This window comes from Mycobacterium sp. E2479 (genome assembly GCF_001667925.1).
Lineage (GTDB): Bacteria > Actinomycetota > Actinomycetes > Mycobacteriales > Mycobacteriaceae > Mycobacterium.
In genome coordinates this window covers 51,645-73,499 of the sequence record NZ_LZJR01000129.1, presented here as the reverse complement: position 1 = coordinate 73,499, position 21,855 = coordinate 51,645, and the positions used below count along the sequence as shown (strand labels likewise).

Sequence of the window (21,855 nt, the reverse complement as noted above, 5' to 3'; positions counted from 1 at the left end):
GGTGCTTCGCCGGTGCCGCGGGCGAATACCACTTGCACGTCGGGACACTGGGCGAAGGCCGACGGGATGACGGCGGCCGACACGGCCGACGTGGCCACGCCCGACGCTGCGATAACTGCTGCTGAACCGATGGAACGGATGATGTGACGTGCGCTCATGGCGTCCAAAGTGCCCATGCAAGCCCCTCCCAAACCTGTCAAGTTGCCAACCGATAGGTGACGTTTCCTGTGTATCGAGGGCAGGCTCGGATAGCGGCCGCGTCGCCGCTATCGCACCGGCCCAGTGGGTCGCGGTAAACAATTCGAGTCGTCGTTGGGTGTTGTCCATTCATGGTAGCCGGAGACGGCGAGCACCAGACTGGCGCCCACCGTCAGGGTGGTGGCGACATGGCAACGGGTGAAACGGGTTTCGACGACCTATCCGTCGATCTTATTTCCCTTCAATATCACTCGCTGAAGGCGGGGCATGATTACGGTCGGTACGTCCGCGATGCGAAAAACTTGGGTGTGGCTGATGTCGAGTCCTTCTTCAACGAAGTAATGGCTCAGGATCCGAACGCGCACGCCGATGCCACGAGTTTTCGGGCCAACTGCAGGGGACGCCTGCGGCCCGACCCGTCACGAGATAAGAACTGCGACGGCCCGCGGCGAGCCGGCCAGGAGATTCCGTCCTGTGTTGTGGCGACTTTGCCACCGGCTGCCAAGGGTCGCGTAACCCAGGGCAGGGCGGCCGTTTACGCGGTTAATCGCCGGGATGACCAGGTCTGATAGATCCGTCAATGGGTTACCGCTCTTGTGTCAGCATGGTCACATACCGGCAAAGCTCTGATGCGATCGGCGTGGCGCCCTACTAGAGTTGCGTATCTTAGGGAAAGCTTATGATTTCGTTAAGTATGAATATGGGTAGCACGGAGCAAGACTGTGGACACGGACCGGTTCGACGCGATCATTGTGGGCGCGGGTTTCGGCGGCATCGGTGCCGCTATTCAGCTCAAGCGCCTCGGGTTTGACAATTTCGTCATCCTTGACCGCGAGGACGACCTGGGCGGCACCTGGCATGTCAATCACTACCCGGGCATCGCTGTCGACATCCCATCAACCACGTACTCGTATTGGTTCGAGCCCAAGCCGGACTGGTCACGGCTATTCGCGCCGGGCGCCGAGGTCAAGCAGTACGCGGAGGAGGTCGCCGACAAGTACGACGTGCGCCGCCACATGCGGTTCAACACGACGGCGGAAGGTGCCCAGTGGGATGAGGAGGCCGCGGTGTGGCGGGTGGCGCTGGCCGGCGGCGAAACGCTGACGACCCGCTTCCTGATCACGGCTACCGGTTTCCTGTCCCAGCCGCGCATGCCGGATATCCCGGGAATCGACAGTTTCCAGGGCAAAGTGGTCCACACCACGGCGTGGGACCACGACTACCGCTACGAAGGGCGGCGCATCGCGGTCATCGGGACCGGCGCGTCCGCGGTGCAGGTCGTTCCCGAGCTGGCCAGAGAGGCCGCAGAGCTGACGGTCTACCAACGGACCGCGACCCATGTGATACCCAAGCTTGACTTCGAGTTCTCTCCGGCGGTGCGGCGTCTGTTCGCGCGGATGCCGGTGACGCAGCGCGCGCTGCGGTGGGTGACCGACGTCATCCTCGAAATCATCATGGTCGTGGGGGCGCTGCACTTCCGGGAATCCCGGGGGCGCGGAAACATTTCCGCCTCCGACCTGGCCAAGATCAGCCGATTCCGGTGGATCCGGGACAAGGAACTGCGCGCCAAGTTGACGCCGGACTACGACCTCGGCTGCAAGCGGCCGACCTTTTCCAACGGCTTCTACCGCGCGTTCACCAAGCCACACGTGCACCTGGAGACCAACTCGATCGAGCGGATCGAGCCGGACGGCATCGTCACCACCGACGGACGTAAGGCCGTCATCGACACCCTGGTATTGGCGACCGGTTTCGACCTGTGGGAAGCCAACTTCCCGGCCATCGAGGTGGTCGGCCGCAAGGGCCGCAACCTGGGTAAGTGGTGGCGGGAGACCAGGTTCCAGGCCTACCAGGGCGTGTCCATTCCCCACTTCCCCAACTACTTGGGACTGGCAAGCCCGTTCGCCTTCTCCGGACTGTCCTTCTTCCACACCATCGAATACCAGATGCGGCACATGGACAGGCTGCTCGGCGAGGTCAAGCGCCGCCGCGCGACGACCTTCGAGGTAACCGAAGAGGCCAACGACCGGTTCATGCAGCGGATGACCAAACTGCTGGACAACACGGTGTTCTACTCCGGTAACTGCGCGACGTCTCGTTCGTACTACTTCAGCCCCAGCGGTGAGGCGTCGTTGCTGCGGCCGACGTCGACACTCAACTCGGTGCGAGAAGCCGAGACCTTCCCGCTCAGCGATTACGTGATCGCCTAGGCCTCAGCGGTTTTGGTCAGCGCCGGGTCGGGCTTTTCCGACGACATCGACAAAAACCCCCGCGCACAGCGCGCGGCAAGCCACCAATTGGCCGGCTTTCTCATGTCCAGCCCGCCCAGGAGTTGCTTGATCATGGTCAGCGTGTCGAAGTAAATACGTTCGCAGACAAGGGTTTCGGTGTCATCGAAGACAAAGTATGCCGTCATGCGCACGCGGAACCGGCTGCCCGTGGGCGGGACCTTGCCCAAGTATCCGCGGTGGGTGCCCATCAGCCAGAATTCAACGATCACTGCGTCGGCGCTGTGGCGCAACGCGATGATTTCGTGGTCCTGGTCGGGAAACGCGGCCCGCGTGTAGGTGTAGTAGTCGCGCACCGCCGCGTCGCCGTCGTGCACGAGCATCTGGGGGATCAGCTCGTAGCGCGGATGCGGAAAGGTCGACAAGACGTCGTCCCAGGCTTGGCGGACCTCGTCGTGGAAGTGGTCGAGCACGATTTTCTGGCGGGCGGCCAGCACCTCGGCGGCGGGAAACGCGGGAATGGTCACGTGGTCAGCGTAAGCCGCCCAGACGTGATAGCGCATGCGCTATCGGTTTCGAAACAGCGATATACCTCCCGGGCGGGTCTCCGGGTGGGCCATGGGCCTTCGCCGAACCCGCTAGCGCGTGCGCTAGCGGAAGTGAGCAGGCGACATGCCTTCGGACAGAAAGGAATTCGAGGCGGGCCTACCTGGGCGGCGTCCAGGCCACCGGCAGTGTTTTGATGCCGTGGATGAACTGCGACAGCAGCCGCGCGGGTTCGTCCGTTGCGACGATGTCGGGTATCTCGCGGCGCAATTCGTCGAAGACGACCCTGATCTCACGGCGAGCCAGGTTGGCGCCCAGGCAGAAATGGGCACCGCCGCCGCCGAAGCCGAAGTGCGGATTGGGGGTGCGCGCCAAGTCGAAAACCCAGGGATTGTCGAACGTCGACTCGTCGCGATTCGCCGAGTTGTACCACAGCGTGGCCTTGTCGCCGGCCTTCATCTTGGTGCCGCCGAGCTTGAAGTCCCGGGTCAACGTGCGTCGCATGTAGATCACCGGGGAGGCCCACCGCACGATCTCCTCGACGGCAGTGGGCGTCAGGCGGTCGAAGTTGGTCCACCACTTCTCCCGTTCGGCGGGGTAGCGGGACAGCGCCAGCACACCGTGGCTGATCGCGTTGCGCGTCGTCTCGTTGCCCGCCACCACCAGCAGGATGAAGAAGGACGCGATCTCTGCCGAAGACAGCCGTTCCCCGTCGACCTCGGCCTCCACCAAGCTGGTGGTCAGATCGTCGTGGTGATTGGATCGCCGGTCCTCGGCCAGCGCGCTGGCGTAGGCGCCGATGTCCATCGACACCTTAAGGAACTCATTGAAATCCGTCGCCAGATCCGGGTCGCCGAACCCCAAAATCACGTTGGTCCAATGGAATATCCGCTGATGGTCCTCTTCGGGGATGCCCATCATGTCGCAGATGACCTGTAGCGGCAGCGGACCGGCGAGCTCGCTGATTAGCTCGGCCTCCCCGTCGGGATGATTGGCGACGAGCGACGCGACCAGGCGGCGGGCCCGCTCGCGCACCGAGACCTCGATGCGCGCCACCACTTTCGGGGTGAACGCGCGGCTGACGATCGAGCGAAGCCGTTGGTGTCGCGGATCGTCCAGCACGATCATCGAGCCGAAGTATTCGCTGATTTCCGGGGTGTTGTCGTTGATCGTGATGTTGGGACTGGAGCTGAAGATGTCGGGGTGACGGCTCGCGAAGTACACGTCGTCGTGTTTGGTCAGCGCCCAGTGCCCGCCGCCCGGCTCGAACCCCTCGTACTCGACCGCGGACCAGAACGAGATCGGCGCCTCGCGGCGCAGGGTGGCGAAAGCGCCGTCGCGGACGTCGTCGTCCAAGGCCCAGAAGTCCAGCGAGTCGAGATGGATGTCGGCCAGCGGGATGTCGGGCGGTGGCGCCCCGTTCGTCCGCGGCGCCAGAGCGTTCGTGGGACCCGTCTTGAGGCTCATCGAAACCTCCTTCGAGGGGGAGATGGGTCAGTGCGTGCAGACCGTTCTGGCGGGCGCCCCCACCGTCGCCGTCGCCGCGCTCACCACGTTGCCGTCCACCAAAATCTTGCAGGAGATGGGGCCGGGCCCCTGCGCGCTGATGGTGAACACTTCCCCGCCGTAGCCGGTGAACTCCGTCGACCAGGGCAGCGGCGCATTCACCTGATGCAGCTGCCCGTTGTCGGTTTGGTAGTAGATGAACTCGGCGACGGCGGGCCCGTTGACCTCATAGCGAACCTTCGGCATCTGGGGCAGGGCGTGGGCCACGCCGCACGCATTCGCGAAACCGAAACCGACGGCCAACAGGACCGAAGGTCCGGCGAGGTGCTTCATCATGAATTGCATCGTGTCACCACGAGCGACGGTAGGGAAGCTTATGGTGATGTTCGGCTGGTGACCGGAAAGGTGGCGTCAAAGCATGGCGGAACGCGGTTCAAAGCGGGTGGTGGTGTACGGAACCGGCTTCGTCGGCAAGATGGTGATCGCCGAGGTCGTCAAGCATCCGTTGTTCGAGTTGGTCGGTGTTGGCGTCAGCAACCCCGACAAGGTCGGCCGCGACGTCGGCGACATCTGCGGGCTGCCCGAGCCGGTCGGGATCACCGCCACCGACGACGTCGACGCGCTGATCGCCCTGAAACCCGACGCGCTGGTGCACTACGGTCCGACGGCCATGCACGCCAAGGAGAACATCTCGCTGATCACCCGCTTCCTGCGGGCCGGCATCGACGTGTGCTCGACCGCGATGACACCGTGGGTCTGGCCGACCATGAGCCTCAACCCGCCGAACTGGATCCAGCCGATCACCGAGGCCTGCGAGCTGGGGGAGTCGTCGTGCTTCACCACCGGCATCGATCCCGGATTCGCCAACGACCTGTTCCCGATGACGTTGATGGGGCTGTGCTCGGAGGTGCGCCGGGTCCGGGCGTCCGAGTTGCTGGACTACACCAACTACGAGGGTGACTACGAATTCGAGATGGGCATCGGCCGCGAGCCCGAGTTCAAGCCCATGCTCGAAGACCGCGACATGCTGATCTTCGCGTGGGGCGCGACCGTCCCGATGATCGCGCACGCCGCCGGCATCATGCTCGACGAAATCACCACCACCTGGGACAAGTGGGTGACCCCGACGGAGCGTAACTCCGCCAGGGGCGTCATCAAGCCAGGGCACGTGGCCGCAGTCCGGTTCACCATCAACGGCGTCTACCAGGGCGAAACCCGCATCCAGCTCGAGCACGTCAACCGGATCGGGCTGGATGCCGCCCCGGACTGGCCGACCGGCCACGACAACGACGTCTACCGCGTCGACATCGAGGGCACCCCGAGCATCTTCCAGGAGACCGCGTTTCGTTTCACCGACGGCTCGGGCCGGGACGCGGCCGCGGCCGGATGCCTGGCGACGGGCTTGCGAGCACTCAATGCGGTCCCCGCGGTCAACGACCTGCGGCCGGGTTGGGTCACCCCGCTCGACCTCCCGCTGATCGCCGGCGAAGGCAGCATCCGCTGACCGGCGCACAGCGGGCGCATAGCCGCCGCTGACACGGAGTACAGGAGTTGGCGGCACAATAACGGCTAGCCGATGCGAGTTGGTGCTGCGGATACGGGGATCGAATATGGCCGATGGAGTCGGGACCGCGCTGGGCTTGTCGATCGGAACCACCAACCTGGCGGCCGTCACGTCCGACAACGCTATTACCCGCAAGCCCGTTCTGACGCTCTATCCGGATCGTCCCGCCGAGGTCGGCCTCCCGGCGGAGAACCCCAGACTGCAGGGCCCCGGCGTGGTGATCACCGGCTTCGTCGACCGGGTCGGCGACCCGCGTGGCGTCGTGGCCGTCGACGGCTCGGTGCACCGCAGCGAGGTGTTACTCGCCGACGCGTTGCGGGCGCTCGCATCCGCCGCCACCGGCGGCCGTGCCGTGCCCGACGACGTCGCGGTGACCTATCCGGCCCACTGGGAGTCAGCCGCGGTGGAGGCCCTCGGCGCCGCCCTGGGCGAGGTCCCCGAATGGTCGCGGCGCGCGCGGCCCATCCTGCTGATCCCCGATGCCGCGGCGACACTGCTCGCCCTGCGGACCAGCCCGGGGATACCGCCGGGCGGGACCGTGGCGGTCTGCGATCTCGGCGGCAGCGGCACCAGCATCACATTGATGCGCGCCGACGGTGACTACCACGCGTTGGCTCCGACCGTTCGGCACCGCGATTTCTCCGGTGACCTGATCGACCAGGCATTGCTGGGCGTCGCTATCGCCAACATGCCGACCACCGGCGCGTTCCCGACCGGCACCGCGGCGATCGGCTCGCTGAGCCGGCTGCGAAACGCATGCCGGATCGCCAAGGAACAGTTGTCGTCGAGCATGGTGGCCACGCTCACGGACGGGCTGACCGGTACGCGCGGCGAAGTCCGGCTCACCCGGCACGAACTCGACGACGCGATCCGCCCGTCGCTGGACAACGTGATCGCGGCGTTGGAGGAGGCTTTGGCGCGCAACGGAATCCGTGATCTCGTCGCGGTGGTCTCGACGGGCGGCGGGGCGAACCTGCCCACCGTCACCACCACGCTGTCGCGGCATTTCCGCGTTCCCGTGGCCACGACGCCGCGCCCGCAACTCACGGCAGCGGTCGGCGCCGCGTTGCGGGCGGCGCACGGCTCCGGCGATGCCGGCGCGACGCTCTCCGCGCCTGCCGCGCCCGCCACCGCGACCGCGCGGGCATGGTCGGCGACCGGGCATCACTCGCGGGTCAGCCCCGCGGTCGCGACGGGGCATGCGGCGCGGGCAAGCTCTCCGACGGTTGCCGCCGAATCCGCACCCGGCCCCCGCAAGCGGCTGCCTTCTCGCCGGCACCTGCTGCCTGCGGCGGCGATCATCATCACCGCCGCGGCAGTGCTGCTGGTGGGGACCGCCGTGGCGATCGGACTGACCTCGCAGAACAAATCGGCGACCACGCCAACTCCGGTCCTGAGCACGACGCCAGCGGTTCCGCCGCCAGCTCCCAAGAGCGCGAGCGCCGAGCCCGTCGCGCCGCCCCCGGACGTTCCGGTGCCGTCGACCTCCGACACCAACCCGCCCGCCGAGACCGAGACGCCGATGACCACCACGCCTCGGGCGACTCCTCAGGCGGCGCCACCGGCCGCACCCATGGGTCCGGCGGCTCCGCGCAGGGTGGCGGCGCCAGCGATTCCACCCATTCCGGGTGTCAACGAGCCCATTCCCGGGCTAGACAGGGTCAACCAGATCATTCAGGAGATCGAGGGCAACCTGGGCATCAGCGCATTGGGGCCGATGCCCGCACGCTGAAGCCAGAGGCGGGAATCCGGCTACGGCTCAGCCCTTTTCGCCCTTTTTACTCTTTTCGCCCTTGTTCTCCTCCTGGGCGGCTTCCTTCAGCTTCTCGTTGAGGGCCTTGTCCTTCTCGATCTGCTCCTGCAGAGCTTTTTCGTCGCGCTCGTCATCGCCCTTGTCCTGGGCATCCAAACCTCGGGCATCCGAGCCCTCGGGCGTTTCGTGCTTAGGATTGCCGTCGTCGTCCAGCCAGTCGTTGACCGCGGTGCCGGACACGCTTCCCCCGGTGCCGGGCAACACGATCGTGGGCTTGTCCTTGTAGGCCTCCATCATCTTGGCGGCCTCTTCTTTGTCGCCCTCGTCCGGCTCAGGTTTCTCGGTCAGGCGCTGCTCATCATCCCCTTGACTGGTCTGATCAGCTTGTTCAGCTCGACTCGACTGCCTGTCGTCGTTAGTCGCCTTGTCGTCCTCAGTCCCCTTATCGTCCTGCACGCTCATGCGTTTACCCCCTTGCGGTCGCAGGTTGACGATTGCTAGGGATTACCCGCTGTGCCGCTGTGCCGAAACTCTCATCGCTGCGATGTGTCGCGCTTGACCAGCACGACCAGCGCCTGCGGAATCCGCATCGGCTCGGGCGCGCTTGACAGACGCTCGGCGAGCCCGGCCTGAAGTTGCTCGACGAATTTCGCTGCTCGCTCGTCGTGGATACCACCGTCGAGGGCGCCCACCAGAGACGGAAACATCGCGAAGCGAGCGAAGGCCGCCCACTGCGCGCCGAAAGCCTCTGCGTCGTGATCCAACTGGTAACGAGCCCAGAATCGATCCTCGGCGATGAACATCTCGAGGTGCTCGATCATCAGGCCTTCGAACCGGCCCTTCGGCGCGAACGGGGCGCGAAAATCCTTCTCGGCACGGGCGAACGTCGGAATGCTCATGCGCCGCACCTCATCTGAGTGCAGCAACCCGTCGCGCACCTGATCGTCCAGTTCCTCGACGATGGCATCGAGCAGCGGGGCGAAGCCTGCCGTGTCGTCATCATCGGCGCACAGCGTCAACACCACCAGCCGCCCCTCGGGAGCCAACTCGCGGCCGCGGAAGGCGACGAAGTTATGCCAGTCCAGCGCGGCCTGGTCGGCGTAGGCCGAGTGTGCCGCCTCGTCTGCGCTGCGCGAGACGTGCACGTGATCGCGAACCTCGCAGGGAGTGCGGCTCAGCCATTGGGTTGCCCACGACGTCCAGCCCAGGTTGACCGTTTTGGACGGCACGATCTGGTCATAAAACGAGCGGCCGACCGCGGAGGTGAACGTCGCGGTGTCGGAGTGCAGATAGCTTTCCGGGTCGTCGGCCACCGTCTCGAACAGCGCCGCGAAGTCGTTGCGAGGTACATCGGTGTGCGCCACCAGGATTGCGTGATCGCGGCGGGTGCGGCGGCGCAACACCGCGATGGCCGCCGAGAGCGGCTTCAGTGAATTATGCCCATGGGCGGCGCCGTAGTCGGCGATGACGATCGGCTGCGGAGCCTTGGGCAGCGTCACCTGTTCGGCGGCCCGCTCGAACGCCGCGATCGCCCGTGCCAAACCGGCGGCCCGAAGCCGCGTCGCCTCGGTGTAGTCGGGCTCGGGCCGCACCACAATGCTCGATTCGGGCATTTGGGGTTCAGGCGGCATGGATCAACGATAATCGTTGCGCTGATTGTCAGTTCGCCGTCGGGTAGCTCACGCCGGTAAGCTGCGCGGAAAGCTCCCACAGTCGCCGGCAGTCGTCTTCGTTGCGTGCGCGCTTGGGCACCTTGGCCAAAGCCACCCCGCCGCCGGCGGCCTCGAAGGGTCCGCGGGGCCCATAGAACGCGCCACCTTCGGCCTGCGGCGCGGCGGCCGCGTACAGCGCCGGCAGAATCCCCTCGTCGATCTCCTGCCACAGGAACGGCGTGAAACGCCAGGACGCCTTGTACAACCGCTCCATCAGCGCGGGCTTCTCGCGGCCGTGCGAAGGTCCGGCGATCTGCAGGTTGGTCTTGGTCAGGCCGGGGTGTGCGGCGTTGGACAGGATGCCCCACCCGGCCGCGCGGCTGCGCCGGTCCAACTCGAGGGCGAACATCAACACCGCCAGCTTCGATTGACCGTATGCCGACATGGCGGCGTAGGACTTTTCGAATTGGGGGTCGTCGAAGTGGATCTTGCCGCTTTGGCGCGCCGCCAGGCTGCTCAGCGAAACCACCCGCGCGCCCTGGGCGGCTCGCAGCAGTGGCAGCAGGTGGGCGGTGAGCGCGAAGTGCCCGAGATGATTGCTGCCGAACTGCAATTCAAATCCGTCGGCGGTGCAGGCGCGTTCCGGCGGCGTCATGACACCGGCGTTGTTGATCAGGATGTCGATCGGACGGCCCTCGGTGTTGAGTTGTTCACCCAGCGCGGCGACGGCGGCGAGCGACGACAAGTCGAGGGGTTTGATGGTCAGCTTGGCCGCGGGAACCGTGCTGCGGATTTCGTCGATCGCCGCCTCGCCCTTGGCGCGGTTGCGGATGGCCATGACGACGTCGGCGCCGGCTGCCGAAAGTCGCCGAGCCAGCCCGAATCCCAGACCGCTGTTCGCCCCGGTGATGACTGCGAGTTTTCCAGACAGATCGGGCACGGTGGCGACAAGGTTGCTGGCCATGCGTATCGCTCCTTACCGGTGCGGTCCGGGTCTCAGTCTGGTCACCTAGTGTCCGCGGGCCACCCATTCCTCATAGTGCACGATCTCGTCACCGATGGTGGTGCTGTCGCCGTGGCCGGTGTGCACGACGGTCTCGCCGGGCAGCTTGCCGAGCCGCCCAGAAATCGATTCCAGAATCGTCGGGAAGTCGGAGTACGAACGCCCGGTCGCGCCGGGGCCGCCGGCGAACAAGGTGTCGCCGCTGAATACGACGCCCAGGTCGTGCACGTACCAACACACCGATCCCGGGGAGTGGCCCGGAGTGTGCAATGCTGTCAGCTCGGTGCCGTCGATCTTCAGTGTCTGCCCATCGGATATCGTACGGAAATCCTTGTCCGGGTGGGTCATTCGCCACAAGACCTCGTCGGCGGGATGCAGCAGCACAGGTGCGTCCAGCGTGCTGCCGAGTTCCGGCGCCACTGTGACGTGATCGTTGTGGCCGTGCGTGCACACCACCGCCACCACATGGCGACCCCCTACCGCCTCGACGATCGGCGCCGCGTCGTGCGCCGCGTCGAAAACCACGACATTCGAGTTGTCGCCGATCAGCCAGATGTTGTTGTCGACTTCCCAACTGCCGCCGTCGAGTTCAAAGGTGCCGTGCGTGACCACCCGATCGATCATCACCATCAGAGCATCACCACCGAACGTAATACCTTGCCATCGTGCATCCGCTTGAACGCCTCCTCGATGCCGTCTAGCCCGATTCGCTCGGAGACAAACTTGTCCAGCGGAAGACGGCCCTGCAGGTACAGGTCGATCAGCGTGGGGAAGTCACGTTCGGGCAGGCAGTCGCCATACCACGACGACTTCAACGAGCCGCCGTGGCTGAAGAAGTCCACCAGCGGCATGTCCAGGCGCATATCGGGGGTCGGAACACCAACCAGCACAACGGTTCCGGCGAGGTCGCGGGCGTAGAAGGCCTGCTTCCAGGTCTCGGGCCGGCCCACCGCGTCGATCACCACGTTCGCGCCGAACCCGTCGGTGAGGTCCTGAATCGTCTTGACCACGTCGAGTTCGCGGGCGTTGACGGTGTGCGTGGCGCCGAACTTGCGGGCCAGCTCCAGTTTCGTGTTGTCGGTGTCGACGGCGATGATCCGCCGCGCGCCCACCAGCGCCGCACCGGCGATGGCGGCGTCGCCCACGCCGCCGCAACCGATTACCGCGACCGTGTCATCCCGGGTGACCGCGCCGGTGTTGATCGCGGCACCCAGGCCGGCCATCACCCCGCAACCCAGCAGGCCCGCGACCGCGGGGTCGGCCTCGGGATTGACTTTGGTGCACTGGCCGGCGGCCACCAGCGTCTTGTCGGCGAACGCCCCGATGCCCAGGGCGGGCGTGAGCTCGGTGCCATCGGTCAGCGTCATTTTCTGCGTGGCATTGAAGGTGTCGAAGCACAGGTGCGGTCTGCCGCGCTTGCAGGCCCGGCACTGCCCGCACACCGCGCGCCAGTTCAAGACGACGAAGTCGCCCGGCGCAACGGCGGTCACGTCGGGCCCGACGGCCTCGACCCGGCCGGCGGCCTCATGGCCGAGCAGGAAGGGATACTCGTCGTTGATGCCGCCCTCGCGGTAGGTCAAGTCGGTGTGGCACACCCCGCAGGCGATGACGTCGACCAGAGCCTCCCCGGGCCCGGGGTCCGGCACAACGATGTCCACCAATTCGACGGGTTCGCCCTTCTTGCGTGAAATGACGCCGCGCACTGTCTGACTCATGGGCTCCAACCTAGGCGTTCGTCGCCATACATCTGGTGGCGGGTGTTCACCCTGCTACCGTTGACAACCGGCTGGCCGATTACTCGGTGTAGCGTCCCTGGGCGTGACAGCTTGGGAAACCACCGAAGAATTCACCGAACGGATGACCTCTGCCATCGACGGCGCCAGTCTGACGCTGTTGCTCAGCATCGGGCATCAGACGGGACTGCTGGACACGATGGCCGGGCTGGCACCTTCCACCAGCGAGGAGATCGCCTCGGCGGCCGGACTGAACGAGCGCTACGTCCGAGAGTGGTTGGCGGGTATGACCACCGGGCGCGTCGTCGAGTACGACCCCGATACCGCAAGGTACTCGTTGCCCCCGCAGCGCGCCAAGGTGCTGACACGTGAGGCCGGACCGGACAACCTGGCCCTGGTGACCCTGCTCGTTCCGGTGCTCGCCGAGGTCGAACAAAAAATCATCGGGTGCTTCCGCGCCGGCGGCGGGCTGCCGTACAGCGAGTTTCCCCGTTTTCACGCGTTGATGGCCGAGCAGAGCGGCGTGGTGTACGACACCGCGTTGGTCGACGCGGTGCTGCCGTTGGTGGACGGCCTCGTGGAGCGCCTGCGGTCCGGAGCCGAGGTGGCGGATTTCGGCTGCGGCAGCGGACACGCCATCAATGTGATGGCACAAGCGTTTCCGGCCAGCCGCTTCACCGGAATCGACTTTTCCGAAGAGGCCATCGCCACCGGGATCCGGGAAGCCGCCGATCGTGGCCTGATCAATGCGGCCTTTGAAAGCCACAATCTGGCTGATTTGGAAAAGGCGGACGCTTACGACGTCGTCACCGTCTTCGACGCCATCCACGACCAAGCGCAGCCGGCGCGGGTTTTGGAGAACATCTACCGGGCACTGCGGCCCGGCGGCGTGCTGCTGATGGCCGACATCAAGGCGTCGAGCCGGCTCGAGGAGAACATCGGCGTTCCGATGAGCACCTACCTGTACACGACATCGCTGATGCACTGCATGACGGTCTCGCTGGCGTCCGACGGCGCCGGACTGGGTACCGCCTGGGGGACGCAGCTGGCCGTCTCGATGCTGGGGGATGCCGGCTTCGAGGACGTCAGCGTGGCCGAGATCGAGTCCGACCCGATCAACAACTACTACATCGCCAGGAAGTGATGGCGGCCCTCGACGCCCTGGAAGTCTGGCCGGTCGGGGCCGCCGCCGCCGCGGTGGTTGGGCCCGGCGGCGTGCTGGCCAGCCACGGTGACGTCGGGCGTGTGTTCGAGCTCGCCTCGGTGACCAAGCCACTGGCCGCGCGGGCGGTGCAGGTCGCCATCGAGGAAGGGGCGGTCGACCTCGACACGGCCGCCGGCCCGCCCGGGGCGACCGTCCGCCACCTGCTGGCCCACGCCTCGGGCTTGTCGATGCAGTCCGACCAGGTGCTGGCCGCGCCCGGCGCCCGCCGGATCTACTCCAACCAGGGCTTTACGGTGCTCGCCCAGACCGTGGAGCAACACACCGGCATCGAGTTCGCGCGCTACCTGGCCGAGGCGGTGTGTGAACCGCTGGGCATGGCGGCGACCCACCTGGACGGCGGCGCGGTGGCCGCCGGATTCGGGGCGAGGTCGACGGTGGCGGACCTGGCGGCGTTCGCCGGGGACTTGTTGCGCCCGGCGACGGTCTCGGCGGGCCTGCACGCCGAGGCGACGACAGTGCAGTTTCCGGGTTTGGACGGCGTTCTGCCTGGTTACGGGGTGCAGCGGCCCAATGATTGGGGGCTGGGTTTTGAGCTTCGGGACTCGAAATCGCCGCATTGGACGGGCGCGCATAATTCCACGCGAACGTACGGCCATTTCGGCCAAGCAGGCGGTTTTATCTGGGCAGATCCCGAAAGAGACCTGGCGCTGGTGGTCCTCACGGACCGCGAATTCGGGGAGTGGGCACTGGCGCCTTGGCCGGCGGTTTCTGACGCCGTGATAGCCGATTACGGCTAGTGGGAAACGCACACTAGCGCAACAGGGGTATCACAAGGCACAATAGACACGCACGACACACAAAAAATCGAAGATTTCAGCAAGCTGCCCTGTTTGTCGGGTCCGCAGGTCGTTGGGGAAGACGTCCCTCGTGGAACCGAAGGAGCAGGAAATGCGAGCGTCGAATCAATTCGCCGACGTGACGACCGGCGTGGTGTATGTGCACGCGTCGCCCGCGGCGGTTTGCCCGCATGTCGAGTGGGCGTTGTCGTCGACCCTGGGTGCCAAGGCGAATCTGACCTGGACGCCGCAGCCGGCCATGCCCGGACAGTTGCGCGCGGTGACCAACTGGGTCGGACCGGTGGGGACCGGCGCCAAACTGGCCAACGCCTTACGGTCCTGGTCCGTGCTGCGGTTCGAGGTCACCGAGGACCCCAGCCCTGGAGTCGACGGCCACCGGTTCAGCCACACCCCGCAACTCGGCCTGTGGAGCGGGGCGATGAGCGCCAACGGCGACGTCATGGTCGGCGAGATGCGTCTGCGGGCGATGATGGCCCAGGGCGCCGACACCCTGGCCGCGGAATTGGACTCGGTGCTGGGCACCGCCTGGGATGAGGCGCTGGAGCCCTACCGCGATGGCGGCGACGTCGGCGAGGTGACCTGGCTCAGCCGGGGAGTCGGTTAGTGGATCGGCGGCTTATTCCGGCCGCCTCTCTGGAAGCAATAAGCGGCTCTCAACACAGCTAGCGCGTTCGGACACGCGCTAATGGTTCGTGGAGACCGGGGGGACCTACCGCTTGGCCGGCCGCAGAATCTGTAGCGCGCCCGGGACCGCCGAGATGTCGGCCGGCAGCGCGCAGGCGAAGTCGCCGTCGGCGTAGACGTTGATGCCGGGACACTCGACGTGAATCGATCTGGCCCGCGCCGTGCTCACCTCGTCGAGGTTGACGTGGGTGCCCTTCATCACGGTGGGGAACAGCCGGACCAGCTTGGTGCGGGATGCCTCGTGCACCATGGTGATGTCGAGCAGACCGTCGGTGTAGTCCGCGCCGGGACAGATCTGCATCCCGCCGCCGTAGCTGCGGGTGTTGCCGAAGGCGGCAAGCGTGATATCCGCATCGACCTCTTTGGTGCCGTCGAACACCATGCGGAACGGCAGGAGCCGCAGCTGCGACAGCTCGGCGAGCATCGCGAGGTAATAGCGCAGCCTGCCGTGCGGCCAGGTCATCCGGTTGGCGCGATCGGTGACCAGCGAATCGAAGCCGGCGGCCGCCACCGTGCCGAACCATTTCTCCACTCCGTTGCTGTCCCGAATCAAGCCCAGGTCAATGGATTCCGTGCAGCCGTCGACGACGATGTCCGCGGCGGCCTCGACATCTTTGGTGGGAATGCCGAATTCGCGGGCGTGGTCGTTGCCGGTGCCGGCCGGGATCACGCCCAGCGGAATGTCGGTGCCCGCCATCACCTGCAGGGCGTTGGAGACGACGCCGTCGCCTCCGGTCACCATGACCGCGTCGGTGCCCTTCTCCAGGGCCGCGCCGAGCAGGTGCCGCGCGTCCTGGGCGTCGTCGCCGATGATTTCGACGACCTCCACGCCCCGACGGTGCAGCCCCGCGATCGCGCGCTGGGCGGCGTGGACCGCGGCGCCGTGGCCCGACACCGGGTTGGTCAGCGCGGTCACCCTGCCGATTTCCCGGCGGCGGGCTTCGGCTGTCACGGAATCAGCTTGCCGGGATTGAGAATTCCGGCCGGGTCCAGAGTCTGCTTGACGGCCCGTAGCACCTGCACTCCCAGCTCGCCTATCTCGTCGCGCATCCACGGCCGGTGGTCGGCACCGACCGCATGATGGTGGGTGATGGTCCCGCCGGTGGCCATGATGGCATCCGACGCCGCCTTTTTGGCGGCTTTCCATTGCTCGATCGGGTTGCCCCGTTGCCCCGCGACGACGGTGAAATACAACGAGGCGCCGGTGGGGTACACGTGGGAGATGTGACACATCACCAAGGCGGGGGTACCCGTTGCGGCTAGCGCATCGGTAAGCGCTTGGGTAACAGCACTTTTCAGCGCGGAGACATTCGACCAATCGGTGGCCGTCTCCAGCGTTTCGCACAGCGCGCCCGCCGCGAGCAGCGAATCGCGCAGGTACGGTGCGCCGAAGCGGCCGCGCTCCCACGCCCGCGCCGGACCGTCGCCCAGCGAGGTTCCGCCCTGGGCCGCCAGGAGCGCGCTGGTCTCGGCGTGCCGGCTTTCGACGTGCTCCTCGGTGCCTTCGAACATGGTGATGGCCAGGCATCCGCCGGTGATCTGAGATTCGCCGATCGACTCGGTAGTGGCCAGGTTGACTCCGGTCTCGGCCTCGTCGGAGAGCCGAATGACGGTGGGGCCCGTGGCATTTTGGGTGACGGCGCGCAGGGCCGCCGCCCCGGTCTCGAAATCGGGGAACGACCACGCCTCGTAGCGGACCGCTTTTGGAACGCGGTGCACGCGCAGCCGCACCCGGGTGATGACGCCCAGGGTGCCCTCCGAGCCGATCAACAGCTGGCGCAGGTCGGGACCCGCGGCGGATTCCGGCGCGCGACCCAGATCCATGGTGCCCACCGGGGTGACCACGCGCAGCCCGCGCACCATGTCGTTGAACCGGCCGTAGCCCGCCGAATCCTGACCGGAGGAGCGGGTCGCGGCGAAGCCGCCGATAGTGGCGTACTCAAAGCTCTGCGGGAAATGACCGAGCGAAAAGCCTTGTGCGCCAAGCAGGCGTTCGGCGTCCGGCCCGGTGACCCCGGCCCCGAGAACGGCTTGGCCGGACACGTCGTCCAGCGAGATCAGTTGGTCGAACCGGCGTAGATCGAGCGAGACGACGGCGGCAAACTCCCCGCGGATGGGATCCAGGCCGCCGACCACACTGGTGCCCCCGCCGAAGGGTACGACGGCGATGCGATGGTCCGAGCAGTAGCGCAGGATCGCGGCAACGGCGTCGTCATCGGCGGGCAGCAACACGGCGTCGGGCGCGTCCTGGGTGCCGTGTTCCGCGCGGTTGAGCAGGTCGATGGTGGATTTGCCGCCCGCGCGCAGCAGCCGGTCGGGGTCCGCGGTGCGGCAGTACTCGGCGCCGACGATGGCGCCCAGGGCCTCCTGATCGGACTGCGACAACGCTGACGGGCGCAATTTGACCTGGTCGGATCGCAGTTCGGCCGTGTGGGACCCCTCGACCCCCACGGCCTGCTGCAGCAAGGACCGGATCCCCTCCGACAGGGGCTTGGCCGCGGCGGGATCTCCCCACGCGTTCCATTTCATCGGTGGCAAGAGCCCGTGAGGGTCGGTCATGCGTTACAGTATTACACATGCTGTCAACACGTAATGCACCACTGGACACCGGCGAGCGGATCCTCGCCGCGGCGGCCAGCTGCGTGGTGGATTTCGGGGTGGAGCGGGTGACCCTGGCCGAGATAGCCCGACGTGCGGGCGTCAGCAGACCGACGGTGTACCGGCGGTGGCCGGACACACAATCGATCGTGGCGGCGCTTTTGACCCAACACATCACCGAAGTGATGCGCGACGCCCCTTTACTCGGCGAGGATCGTGAATCGCTTGTGCGGCAGATAGTTGCGGTGACCGATCTGCTGCGGGCGGACCGACTGGTGATGTCGGTGCTGCACTCGGATCTCGCGTCGACCTATATCACCGAACGCCTGGGGACGAGCCAGCGCATGTTGATTGACGCGCTCGCCGCCCGGCTGCGGGTGGCTCAGCGGCACGGAAGTGTTCGGCTCGGCGATCCGGTCCAGATGGCGACCATGGTGCTGCTGATCGCGCAATCCACCATCCAGTCGGCCGGGATCGTCGAGGCGATGCTCGACGCCCAAGCGCTGGACACCGAGCTCACCCACACGCTGAACGGATATCTGTCGTGATCCCCGACCCGACCGCCCTGAACGCCGAGCGCCGCACGGCCGACCTGACCGCACTCGCCGACGGTGAGCCTTCCGACGTGATCGTGATCGGCGGCGGCATCACCGGTGCCGGGATCGCGTTGGATGCCGCGGCGCGCGGGCTGCGGGTGGCGCTGGTGGAGAAACATGATCTGGCCTTCGGCACCAGCCGGTGGAGTTCCAAGCTCGTCCACGGCGGGCTGCGTTACCTGGCGACCGGAAACGTGGGCATTGCCCGGCGCAGCGCCATCGAGCGCGGAATCTTGATGACGCGCAACGCCCCTCATTTGGTTCATGCGATGCCCCAACTGGTGCCGCTGCTGCCATCGATGAGTGCGGGCAAGCGAGCGCTGGTGCGCGGCGGATTCCTGGCGGGTGACGCGTTGCGGTTCCTCGCCGGCACCCCGGCGTCGACCCTGCCCCGCTCGCGCCGGATTTCGGCGGAGCGCGTGGTGGAGATGGTGCCCACCGTGCGACGCGACGGCTTGGACGGCGGCTTCCTGGCTTACGACGGTCAACTCATCGACGACGCTCGGTTGGTCACCGCGGTCGCCCGCACCGCGGCGCAGCATGGCGCCCGGATCCTGACTTATGTGTCGGCGTCCCGGGCGACCGGCACGTCGGTGCGGCTGACCGACATGCGCGGCGGGGAATCGTTTGACGTGTCGGCGGGCGCGGTCATCAACGCGGCCGGGGTGTGGGCGGGCGAGATCGACGGCTCGTTACGGCTGCGGCCCAGCCGCGGCACGCACCTGGTGTTCGACGCCCAAGCCTTCGGCAATCCGACTGCGGCGCTTACCATTCCGATTCCCGGTGAGCTCAACCGCTTCGTCTTCGCCATGCCCGAACAGCTGGGCCGCGTCTATCTCGGTCTGACCGACGAGGCCGCGCCCGGTCCCGTTCCCGATGTGCCCGAACCGTCGGTTGAAGAGATCACGTTCTTGCTCGACACGGTGAACACCGGGTTGCGGATCGGCCTTACCGCGACCGACGTCATCGGCGCCTACGCGGGGCTGCGGCCGCTGATCGACACCGGCGAAGGCCGCACCGCCGACGTTTCCCGCGAACACGCCGTCGTCGAATCGGCGTCCGGGGTGATCAGCGTGATCGGCGGCAAGCTTACCGAATACCGTTATATGGCACAGGATGTGCTGGACCGCGCGATCCGGGTGCGTCGGCTGCGGGCCGCGAAATGCCGGACCCGCAATCTGCCGCTGATCGGGGCGCCGGCCAACCCCGGGGTGGTGGCGGCGCCGGACTCCGCGCCGCCGGTGTCACTGGTGCAGCGCTACGGGGCCGAGGCGCCCAAGGTGATCGGCTCCGCCACCTGCGAGCGCCCCACGGAACCGGTCGTGGAGGGAATCGACGTCACCAGAGCGGAATTCGAATACGCGATCACGCATGAGGGCGCGCTGGATGTTTCCGACATCGTCGATCGGCGGACGCGGATCGGACTGGTGGGGCGCGATCGAGAGCGCGCTGTTCCAGTGGCAACCGAGTTCTTGGCGCGCGTCGCTAACCGCCGTGCGCGGGGTGAGCACCGAACCTAGTTCGAAGACCCATTGGAGTCCTTGCTGTCGTCCGATTCGTCGGATTCGTCGGAGTCGTCGGAGTCTTCGCTGTCGTCGGATTCGTCGGAGTCGTCGCTGTCGTCGCTGTCGTCCGATTCGTCGCTGTCATCGGAGTCATCGGAGTCTTTGGAGTCCTCGGAGTCGTTGGAGTCATCGGAGTCGTTGGAGTCCTCGGAATCTCCGCTGTCCTTGGAGCCCTCGGTCTTGCCGGAGCCCGCGGCCTCCTCGAGCTTGGTTGCGAATTTCGTCAACAGGCCGGCGAGGTCACGGGCCTCTTCAGGTGACAGCGAATCATCGAATAACCCTTCGTCGCTCTCAGAGATGCGCTCAAGGTGAACCGCGCTGTCCTGGATGCCGACGTCCCACCGGCCCCCCTCTTCACGAACCATCCGATGCCCCTTCCGGTTAGGACTGACTCAAACTGATCCCGCGCTAGGCGTTGTTTACCCACTCCCGGTCAAAGCGCAACGGCCTTTAGCAGGAATTGCCGGTGAGCCATTGGGAGACCTTGGCCAACAACGAACTCATTGATAATGTGACAGTAAATTGCTAATGATAGTTACTATCAAAAAAAGCCAGGCGGCTCTGGAGCTCGGAGGTGGTTGCTATGGCGACGCGTGTCCCGGTTTTGATCGTCGGAGCCGGTGTTGGCGGCCTCGCCACGTCGGCGCTGCTGGCCCAGCACGGGGTGCATTCGCTCCTGGTCGAGAAGCGACGGGAATTCTTCCTCTACCCAAAGGCCCGCAACCTGAGTTTTCGCAGCTCGGAAATCTTGCGCGGCCTGGGGGTTCGCGACGAGGTGCGGGCGGTCGCCGAACGGGTCTCGACGCTGGTGGTCAGGCCCACGCTCAACAGCGCCGTGCAACGGCCGGGCCTAGACGTCGACGCGATCTTCGCCGGACTGGACAAGCTCAGCCCGGAGCCGGCGGCGCAGTATTGCCCGCAGAGCCGGCTCGAGCCGATCCTGCGCGACGCGGCGCGACGAGGCGGCAGCGAGGTGCGCTACGGCACGGAGCTGTCCTCGATCGCGATGGATGAAACGGGAGTCACCGCGGTGGTGCGCGACGCGGAGTTGGGGGAGTCGCAGACCGTCCGGGCCGACTATCTCGTGGGCGCCGACGGCGTGCACAGTCCAATCCGTGACGGGCTGGGAATCACCACATCGGGGTACGGCGCGCTACCGATCTATGTGGTGTTCGTCTACTTCCGGGCGCGATGGCGACAATTCGTCCCGGAGTTACACGACGGCGACGGAGTGCAGGTGAAAAACGACGACGTGGACGGCATATTCCTGGTCGCCGAAGGCGATCTCGGCATGTTCATCACCACCTACTTTCCCGGCGCAGGTGAGACGGCCGATCACTTCACACCGCAGCGTTGCCGCGAGGTGCTCATCAAGGCCATCGGCGAGCGGATCGACATCGACATCATCGAGGTCGCTGCGTGGCAACCCTACGAACAGGTGGCCGACCAATTCCACTGCGGGCGAGCATTTCTCGTCGGCGATTCGGCACACACCATGCCGCCGTTCAAAGCCGGAGGAGCCAACACCGCCATCCAGAGCGCGCACAACCTGGCCTGGAAACTCGCCGCCGTTCTGCACGGCACCGCCGCACCGGAACTGCTGGCGACCTACCAGGCCGAGCGTCATCCGGTTGGCCGATTCGCCGCGCGTCAGTCGCTCACCGGCCCGTCCGTGGCGCTGCTGCGCGCGGGTGGCGACGCGCCGCAGTTGCCGGCCGACGAGGAGTGCTCGATGTTCGCCCTGCTCATCGGATACCGCTACCGCTCGACCGCGGTCGTGACAGGTGATGCGGGCGATGGCGGGTTGGTGGACGAATTGCGCGCACAACCCGGCACTCGGCTGCCGCACGTCTGGGTTCGCGAGGGAGTGTCGACACTTGACCTGCTGGGACCCCGTTTCACCGTGTTGTCCGGGGACGAGCGGTGGTGTGCGGCGGCGACTTCGGCGGCGGTGACCGCACACCGCTGCTACAGCGACGAGTGGGCGGCGGTTACCGGGCTGCCGTCGGAGGGCGCGCTGCTGATCCGGCCGGACGATTTCGTCGGGTGGCGTACCGACGAACTTCCCGATGACCCCGAAGGGGAACTGCGGCAAGCGCTTTCGGCGATCCTAAGCCGCGGCGGGGGATGACGACAGACTTCTCGGATCCGATAGCATCAGCGCCAGCGGATTCGCGGATCACCTTGTGGCGACAAACGGGCGTCGC

At 66.3% G+C, this 21,855-nt stretch carries 20 protein-coding genes and 2 pseudogenes; 10 read left to right on the top strand and 12 right to left on the bottom strand.

The features are described from left to right. Positions 1-176, bottom strand: a pseudogene (locus A5686_RS26855) (cutinase family protein); the annotation flags it as partial. Positions 177-386: 210 nt separating this feature from the next. Here A5686_RS26855 and A5686_RS19425 point away from each other — a divergent pair. Next, a pseudogene (locus A5686_RS19425) lies at positions 387-628 on the top strand (acyl carrier protein). 292 nt (positions 629-920) lie between these two features. Continuing rightward, the gene (locus A5686_RS19420; protein WP_067937640.1) at positions 921-2,408 is read left to right on the top strand and encodes an NAD(P)/FAD-dependent oxidoreductase; all 1,488 of its coding nucleotides are present in this window, start codon (positions 921-923) and stop codon (positions 2,406-2,408) included. Here the strand turns inward: A5686_RS19420 and A5686_RS19415 are convergent. From A5686_RS19415 to A5686_RS19405, 3 genes are all read right to left on the bottom strand, one after another. Continuing rightward, positions 2,405-2,953, bottom strand: a complete 549-nt coding sequence (locus tag A5686_RS19415) for an ester cyclase (protein WP_067937664.1) — start codon at positions 2,951-2,953, stop codon at positions 2,405-2,407. The genes A5686_RS19420 and A5686_RS19415 overlap by 4 nt on opposite strands. Positions 2,954-3,131: 178 nt before the next feature. Continuing rightward, complete coding sequence (locus A5686_RS19410) at positions 3,132-4,439, bottom strand: cytochrome P450 (RefSeq protein ID WP_067937639.1); 1,308 nt, start codon at positions 4,437-4,439, stop codon at positions 3,132-3,134. Positions 4,440-4,466: 27 nt separating this feature from the next. Then, positions 4,467-4,814, bottom strand: coding sequence for an MmpS family transport accessory protein (locus A5686_RS19405; RefSeq protein WP_197520640.1), 348 nt, complete (start codon positions 4,812-4,814; stop codon positions 4,467-4,469). Positions 4,815-4,896: 82 nt separating this feature from the next. Between A5686_RS19405 and A5686_RS19400 the strand changes: the two genes are divergently transcribed. Beyond that, positions 4,897-5,982, top strand: a complete 1,086-nt coding sequence (locus A5686_RS19400; RefSeq protein WP_067937634.1) for a dihydrodipicolinate reductase — start codon at positions 4,897-4,899, stop codon at positions 5,980-5,982. Positions 5,983-6,088: 106 nt separating this feature from the next. Continuing rightward, complete coding sequence (locus A5686_RS19395) at positions 6,089-7,774, top strand: Hsp70 family protein (RefSeq protein ID WP_067937632.1); 1,686 nt, start codon at positions 6,089-6,091, stop codon at positions 7,772-7,774. Between the two features lie 27 nt (positions 7,775-7,801). Here A5686_RS19395 and A5686_RS19390 read toward each other — a convergent pair whose 3' ends face one another. From A5686_RS19390 to A5686_RS19370, 5 genes are all read right to left on the bottom strand, one after another. Further along, positions 7,802-8,257, bottom strand: a complete 456-nt coding sequence (locus tag A5686_RS19390) for a hypothetical protein (RefSeq protein WP_369829726.1) — start codon at positions 8,255-8,257, stop codon at positions 7,802-7,804. Positions 8,258-8,328: 71 nt separating this feature from the next. Then, the gene (locus A5686_RS19385; protein WP_067937630.1) at positions 8,329-9,426 is read right to left on the bottom strand and encodes an SAM-dependent methyltransferase; all 1,098 of its coding nucleotides are present in this window, start codon (positions 9,424-9,426) and stop codon (positions 8,329-8,331) included. Between the two features lie 28 nt (positions 9,427-9,454). Further along, a complete protein-coding gene (locus A5686_RS19380; protein ID WP_067937628.1) occupies positions 9,455-10,411 on the bottom strand; it encodes an SDR family oxidoreductase in 957 nt (318 codons plus the stop codon). Between the two features lie 45 nt (positions 10,412-10,456). After that, the gene (locus tag A5686_RS19375; protein WP_067937626.1) at positions 10,457-11,080 is read right to left on the bottom strand and encodes an MBL fold metallo-hydrolase; all 624 of its coding nucleotides are present in this window, start codon (positions 11,078-11,080) and stop codon (positions 10,457-10,459) included. After that, positions 11,080-12,165 carry an S-(hydroxymethyl)mycothiol dehydrogenase gene (locus tag A5686_RS19370; RefSeq protein ID WP_067937625.1) on the bottom strand — a complete coding sequence of 362 codons (1,086 nt, stop codon included), beginning with the start codon at positions 12,163-12,165 and terminating at the stop codon, positions 11,080-11,082. Before A5686_RS19370 ends, A5686_RS19375 begins: the two co-directional genes overlap by 1 nt. Before the next feature lie 103 nt (positions 12,166-12,268). Between A5686_RS19370 and A5686_RS19365 the strand changes: the two genes are divergently transcribed. The 3 genes from A5686_RS19365 to A5686_RS19355 all read left to right on the top strand — a co-directional run bounded on the left by A5686_RS19365 (position 12,269) and on the right by A5686_RS19355 (position 14,809). Further along, entirely contained in the window at positions 12,269-13,327 is a 1,059-nt protein-coding gene (locus A5686_RS19365) for a class I SAM-dependent methyltransferase (RefSeq protein ID WP_067937623.1), read from the top strand. Further along, on the top strand, positions 13,327-14,145 hold the full coding sequence (locus A5686_RS19360) for a serine hydrolase (protein WP_067937622.1): 819 nt from the start codon (positions 13,327-13,329) through the stop codon (positions 14,143-14,145). The genes A5686_RS19365 and A5686_RS19360 overlap by 1 nt, the downstream gene beginning before the upstream one ends. A gap of 151 nt (positions 14,146-14,296) precedes the next feature. Next, positions 14,297-14,809 (top strand): DUF3145 domain-containing protein, encoded by a 513-nt coding sequence (locus tag A5686_RS19355; protein WP_067937660.1) that lies wholly within the window; start codon positions 14,297-14,299, stop codon positions 14,807-14,809. A gap of 105 nt (positions 14,810-14,914) precedes the next feature. Here the strand turns inward: A5686_RS19355 and A5686_RS19350 are convergent, their stop codons facing one another. Continuing rightward, positions 14,915-15,841, bottom strand: a complete 927-nt coding sequence (locus tag A5686_RS19350) for a diacylglycerol kinase (RefSeq protein ID WP_067937620.1) — start codon at positions 15,839-15,841, stop codon at positions 14,915-14,917. Further along, entirely contained in the window at positions 15,838-17,418 is a 1,581-nt protein-coding gene (locus A5686_RS19345) for an FAD-binding oxidoreductase (RefSeq protein ID WP_369829727.1), read from the bottom strand. Before A5686_RS19345 ends, A5686_RS19350 begins: the two co-directional genes overlap by 4 nt. Before the next feature lie 47 nt (positions 17,419-17,465). On the opposite strand from A5686_RS19345, the gene A5686_RS19340 reads away from it, so the two are divergent. Then, positions 17,466-18,035, top strand: coding sequence for a TetR/AcrR family transcriptional regulator (locus tag A5686_RS19340; RefSeq protein WP_067937616.1), 570 nt, complete (start codon positions 17,466-17,468; stop codon positions 18,033-18,035). Beyond that, positions 18,032-19,603 carry a glycerol-3-phosphate dehydrogenase/oxidase gene (locus tag A5686_RS19335; protein WP_067937614.1) on the top strand — a complete coding sequence of 524 codons (1,572 nt, stop codon included), beginning with the start codon at positions 18,032-18,034 and terminating at the stop codon, positions 19,601-19,603. Before A5686_RS19340 ends, A5686_RS19335 begins: the two co-directional genes overlap by 4 nt. On the opposite strand, the gene A5686_RS19330 is transcribed toward A5686_RS19335, so the two are convergent. Continuing rightward, positions 19,600-20,013 carry a hypothetical protein gene (locus A5686_RS19330; RefSeq protein WP_067937613.1) on the bottom strand — a complete coding sequence of 138 codons (414 nt, stop codon included), beginning with the start codon at positions 20,011-20,013 and terminating at the stop codon, positions 19,600-19,602. The genes A5686_RS19335 and A5686_RS19330 overlap by 4 nt on opposite strands. 218 nt (positions 20,014-20,231) lie before the next feature. Between A5686_RS19330 and A5686_RS19325 the strand changes: the two genes are divergently transcribed. Continuing rightward, a complete protein-coding gene (locus A5686_RS19325; protein WP_067937611.1) occupies positions 20,232-21,779 on the top strand; it encodes an FAD-dependent monooxygenase in 1,548 nt (515 codons plus the stop codon). Positions 21,780-21,855 lie beyond the last annotated feature (76 nt).

Bases quoted from the DNA above. Each gene is read 5' to 3' on its own strand.
- A5686_RS19385 (WP_067937630.1), bottom strand. From the start codon at position 9,426: ATGCCGCCTGAACCCCAAATGCCCGAATCGAGCATTGTGGTGCGGCCC.
- A5686_RS19340 (WP_067937616.1), top strand. From the start codon at position 17,466: ATGCTGTCAACACGTAATGCACCACTGGACACCGGCGAGCGGATCCTC.
- A5686_RS19375 (WP_067937626.1), bottom strand. From the start codon at position 11,080: ATGGTGATGATCGATCGGGTGGTCACGCACGGCACCTTTGAACTCGAC.
- A5686_RS19330 (WP_067937613.1), bottom strand. From the start codon at position 20,013: ATGGTTCGTGAAGAGGGGGGCCGGTGGGACGTCGGCATCCAGGACAGC.
- A5686_RS19410 (WP_067937639.1), bottom strand. From the start codon at position 4,439: ATGAGCCTCAAGACGGGTCCCACGAACGCTCTGGCGCCGCGGACGAAC.
- A5686_RS19405 (WP_197520640.1), bottom strand. From the start codon at position 4,814: ATGATGAAGCACCTCGCCGGACCTTCGGTCCTGTTGGCCGTCGGTTTC.
- A5686_RS19390 (WP_369829726.1), bottom strand. From the start codon at position 8,257: ATGAGCGTGCAGGACGATAAGGGGACTGAGGACGACAAGGCGACTAAC.
- A5686_RS19360 (WP_067937622.1), top strand. From the start codon at position 13,327: ATGGCGGCCCTCGACGCCCTGGAAGTCTGGCCGGTCGGGGCCGCCGCC.
- A5686_RS19370 (WP_067937625.1), bottom strand. From the start codon at position 12,165: ATGAGTCAGACAGTGCGCGGCGTCATTTCACGCAAGAAGGGCGAACCC.
- A5686_RS19395 (WP_067937632.1), top strand. From the start codon at position 6,089: ATGGCCGATGGAGTCGGGACCGCGCTGGGCTTGTCGATCGGAACCACC.
- A5686_RS19345 (WP_369829727.1), bottom strand. From the start codon at position 17,418: ATGAAATGGAACGCGTGGGGAGATCCCGCCGCGGCCAAGCCCCTGTCG.
- A5686_RS19380 (WP_067937628.1), bottom strand. From the start codon at position 10,411: ATGGCCAGCAACCTTGTCGCCACCGTGCCCGATCTGTCTGGAAAACTC.
- A5686_RS19325 (WP_067937611.1), top strand. From the start codon at position 20,232: ATGGCGACGCGTGTCCCGGTTTTGATCGTCGGAGCCGGTGTTGGCGGC.
- A5686_RS19355 (WP_067937660.1), top strand. From the start codon at position 14,297: ATGCGAGCGTCGAATCAATTCGCCGACGTGACGACCGGCGTGGTGTAT.
- A5686_RS19400 (WP_067937634.1), top strand. From the start codon at position 4,897: ATGGCGGAACGCGGTTCAAAGCGGGTGGTGGTGTACGGAACCGGCTTC.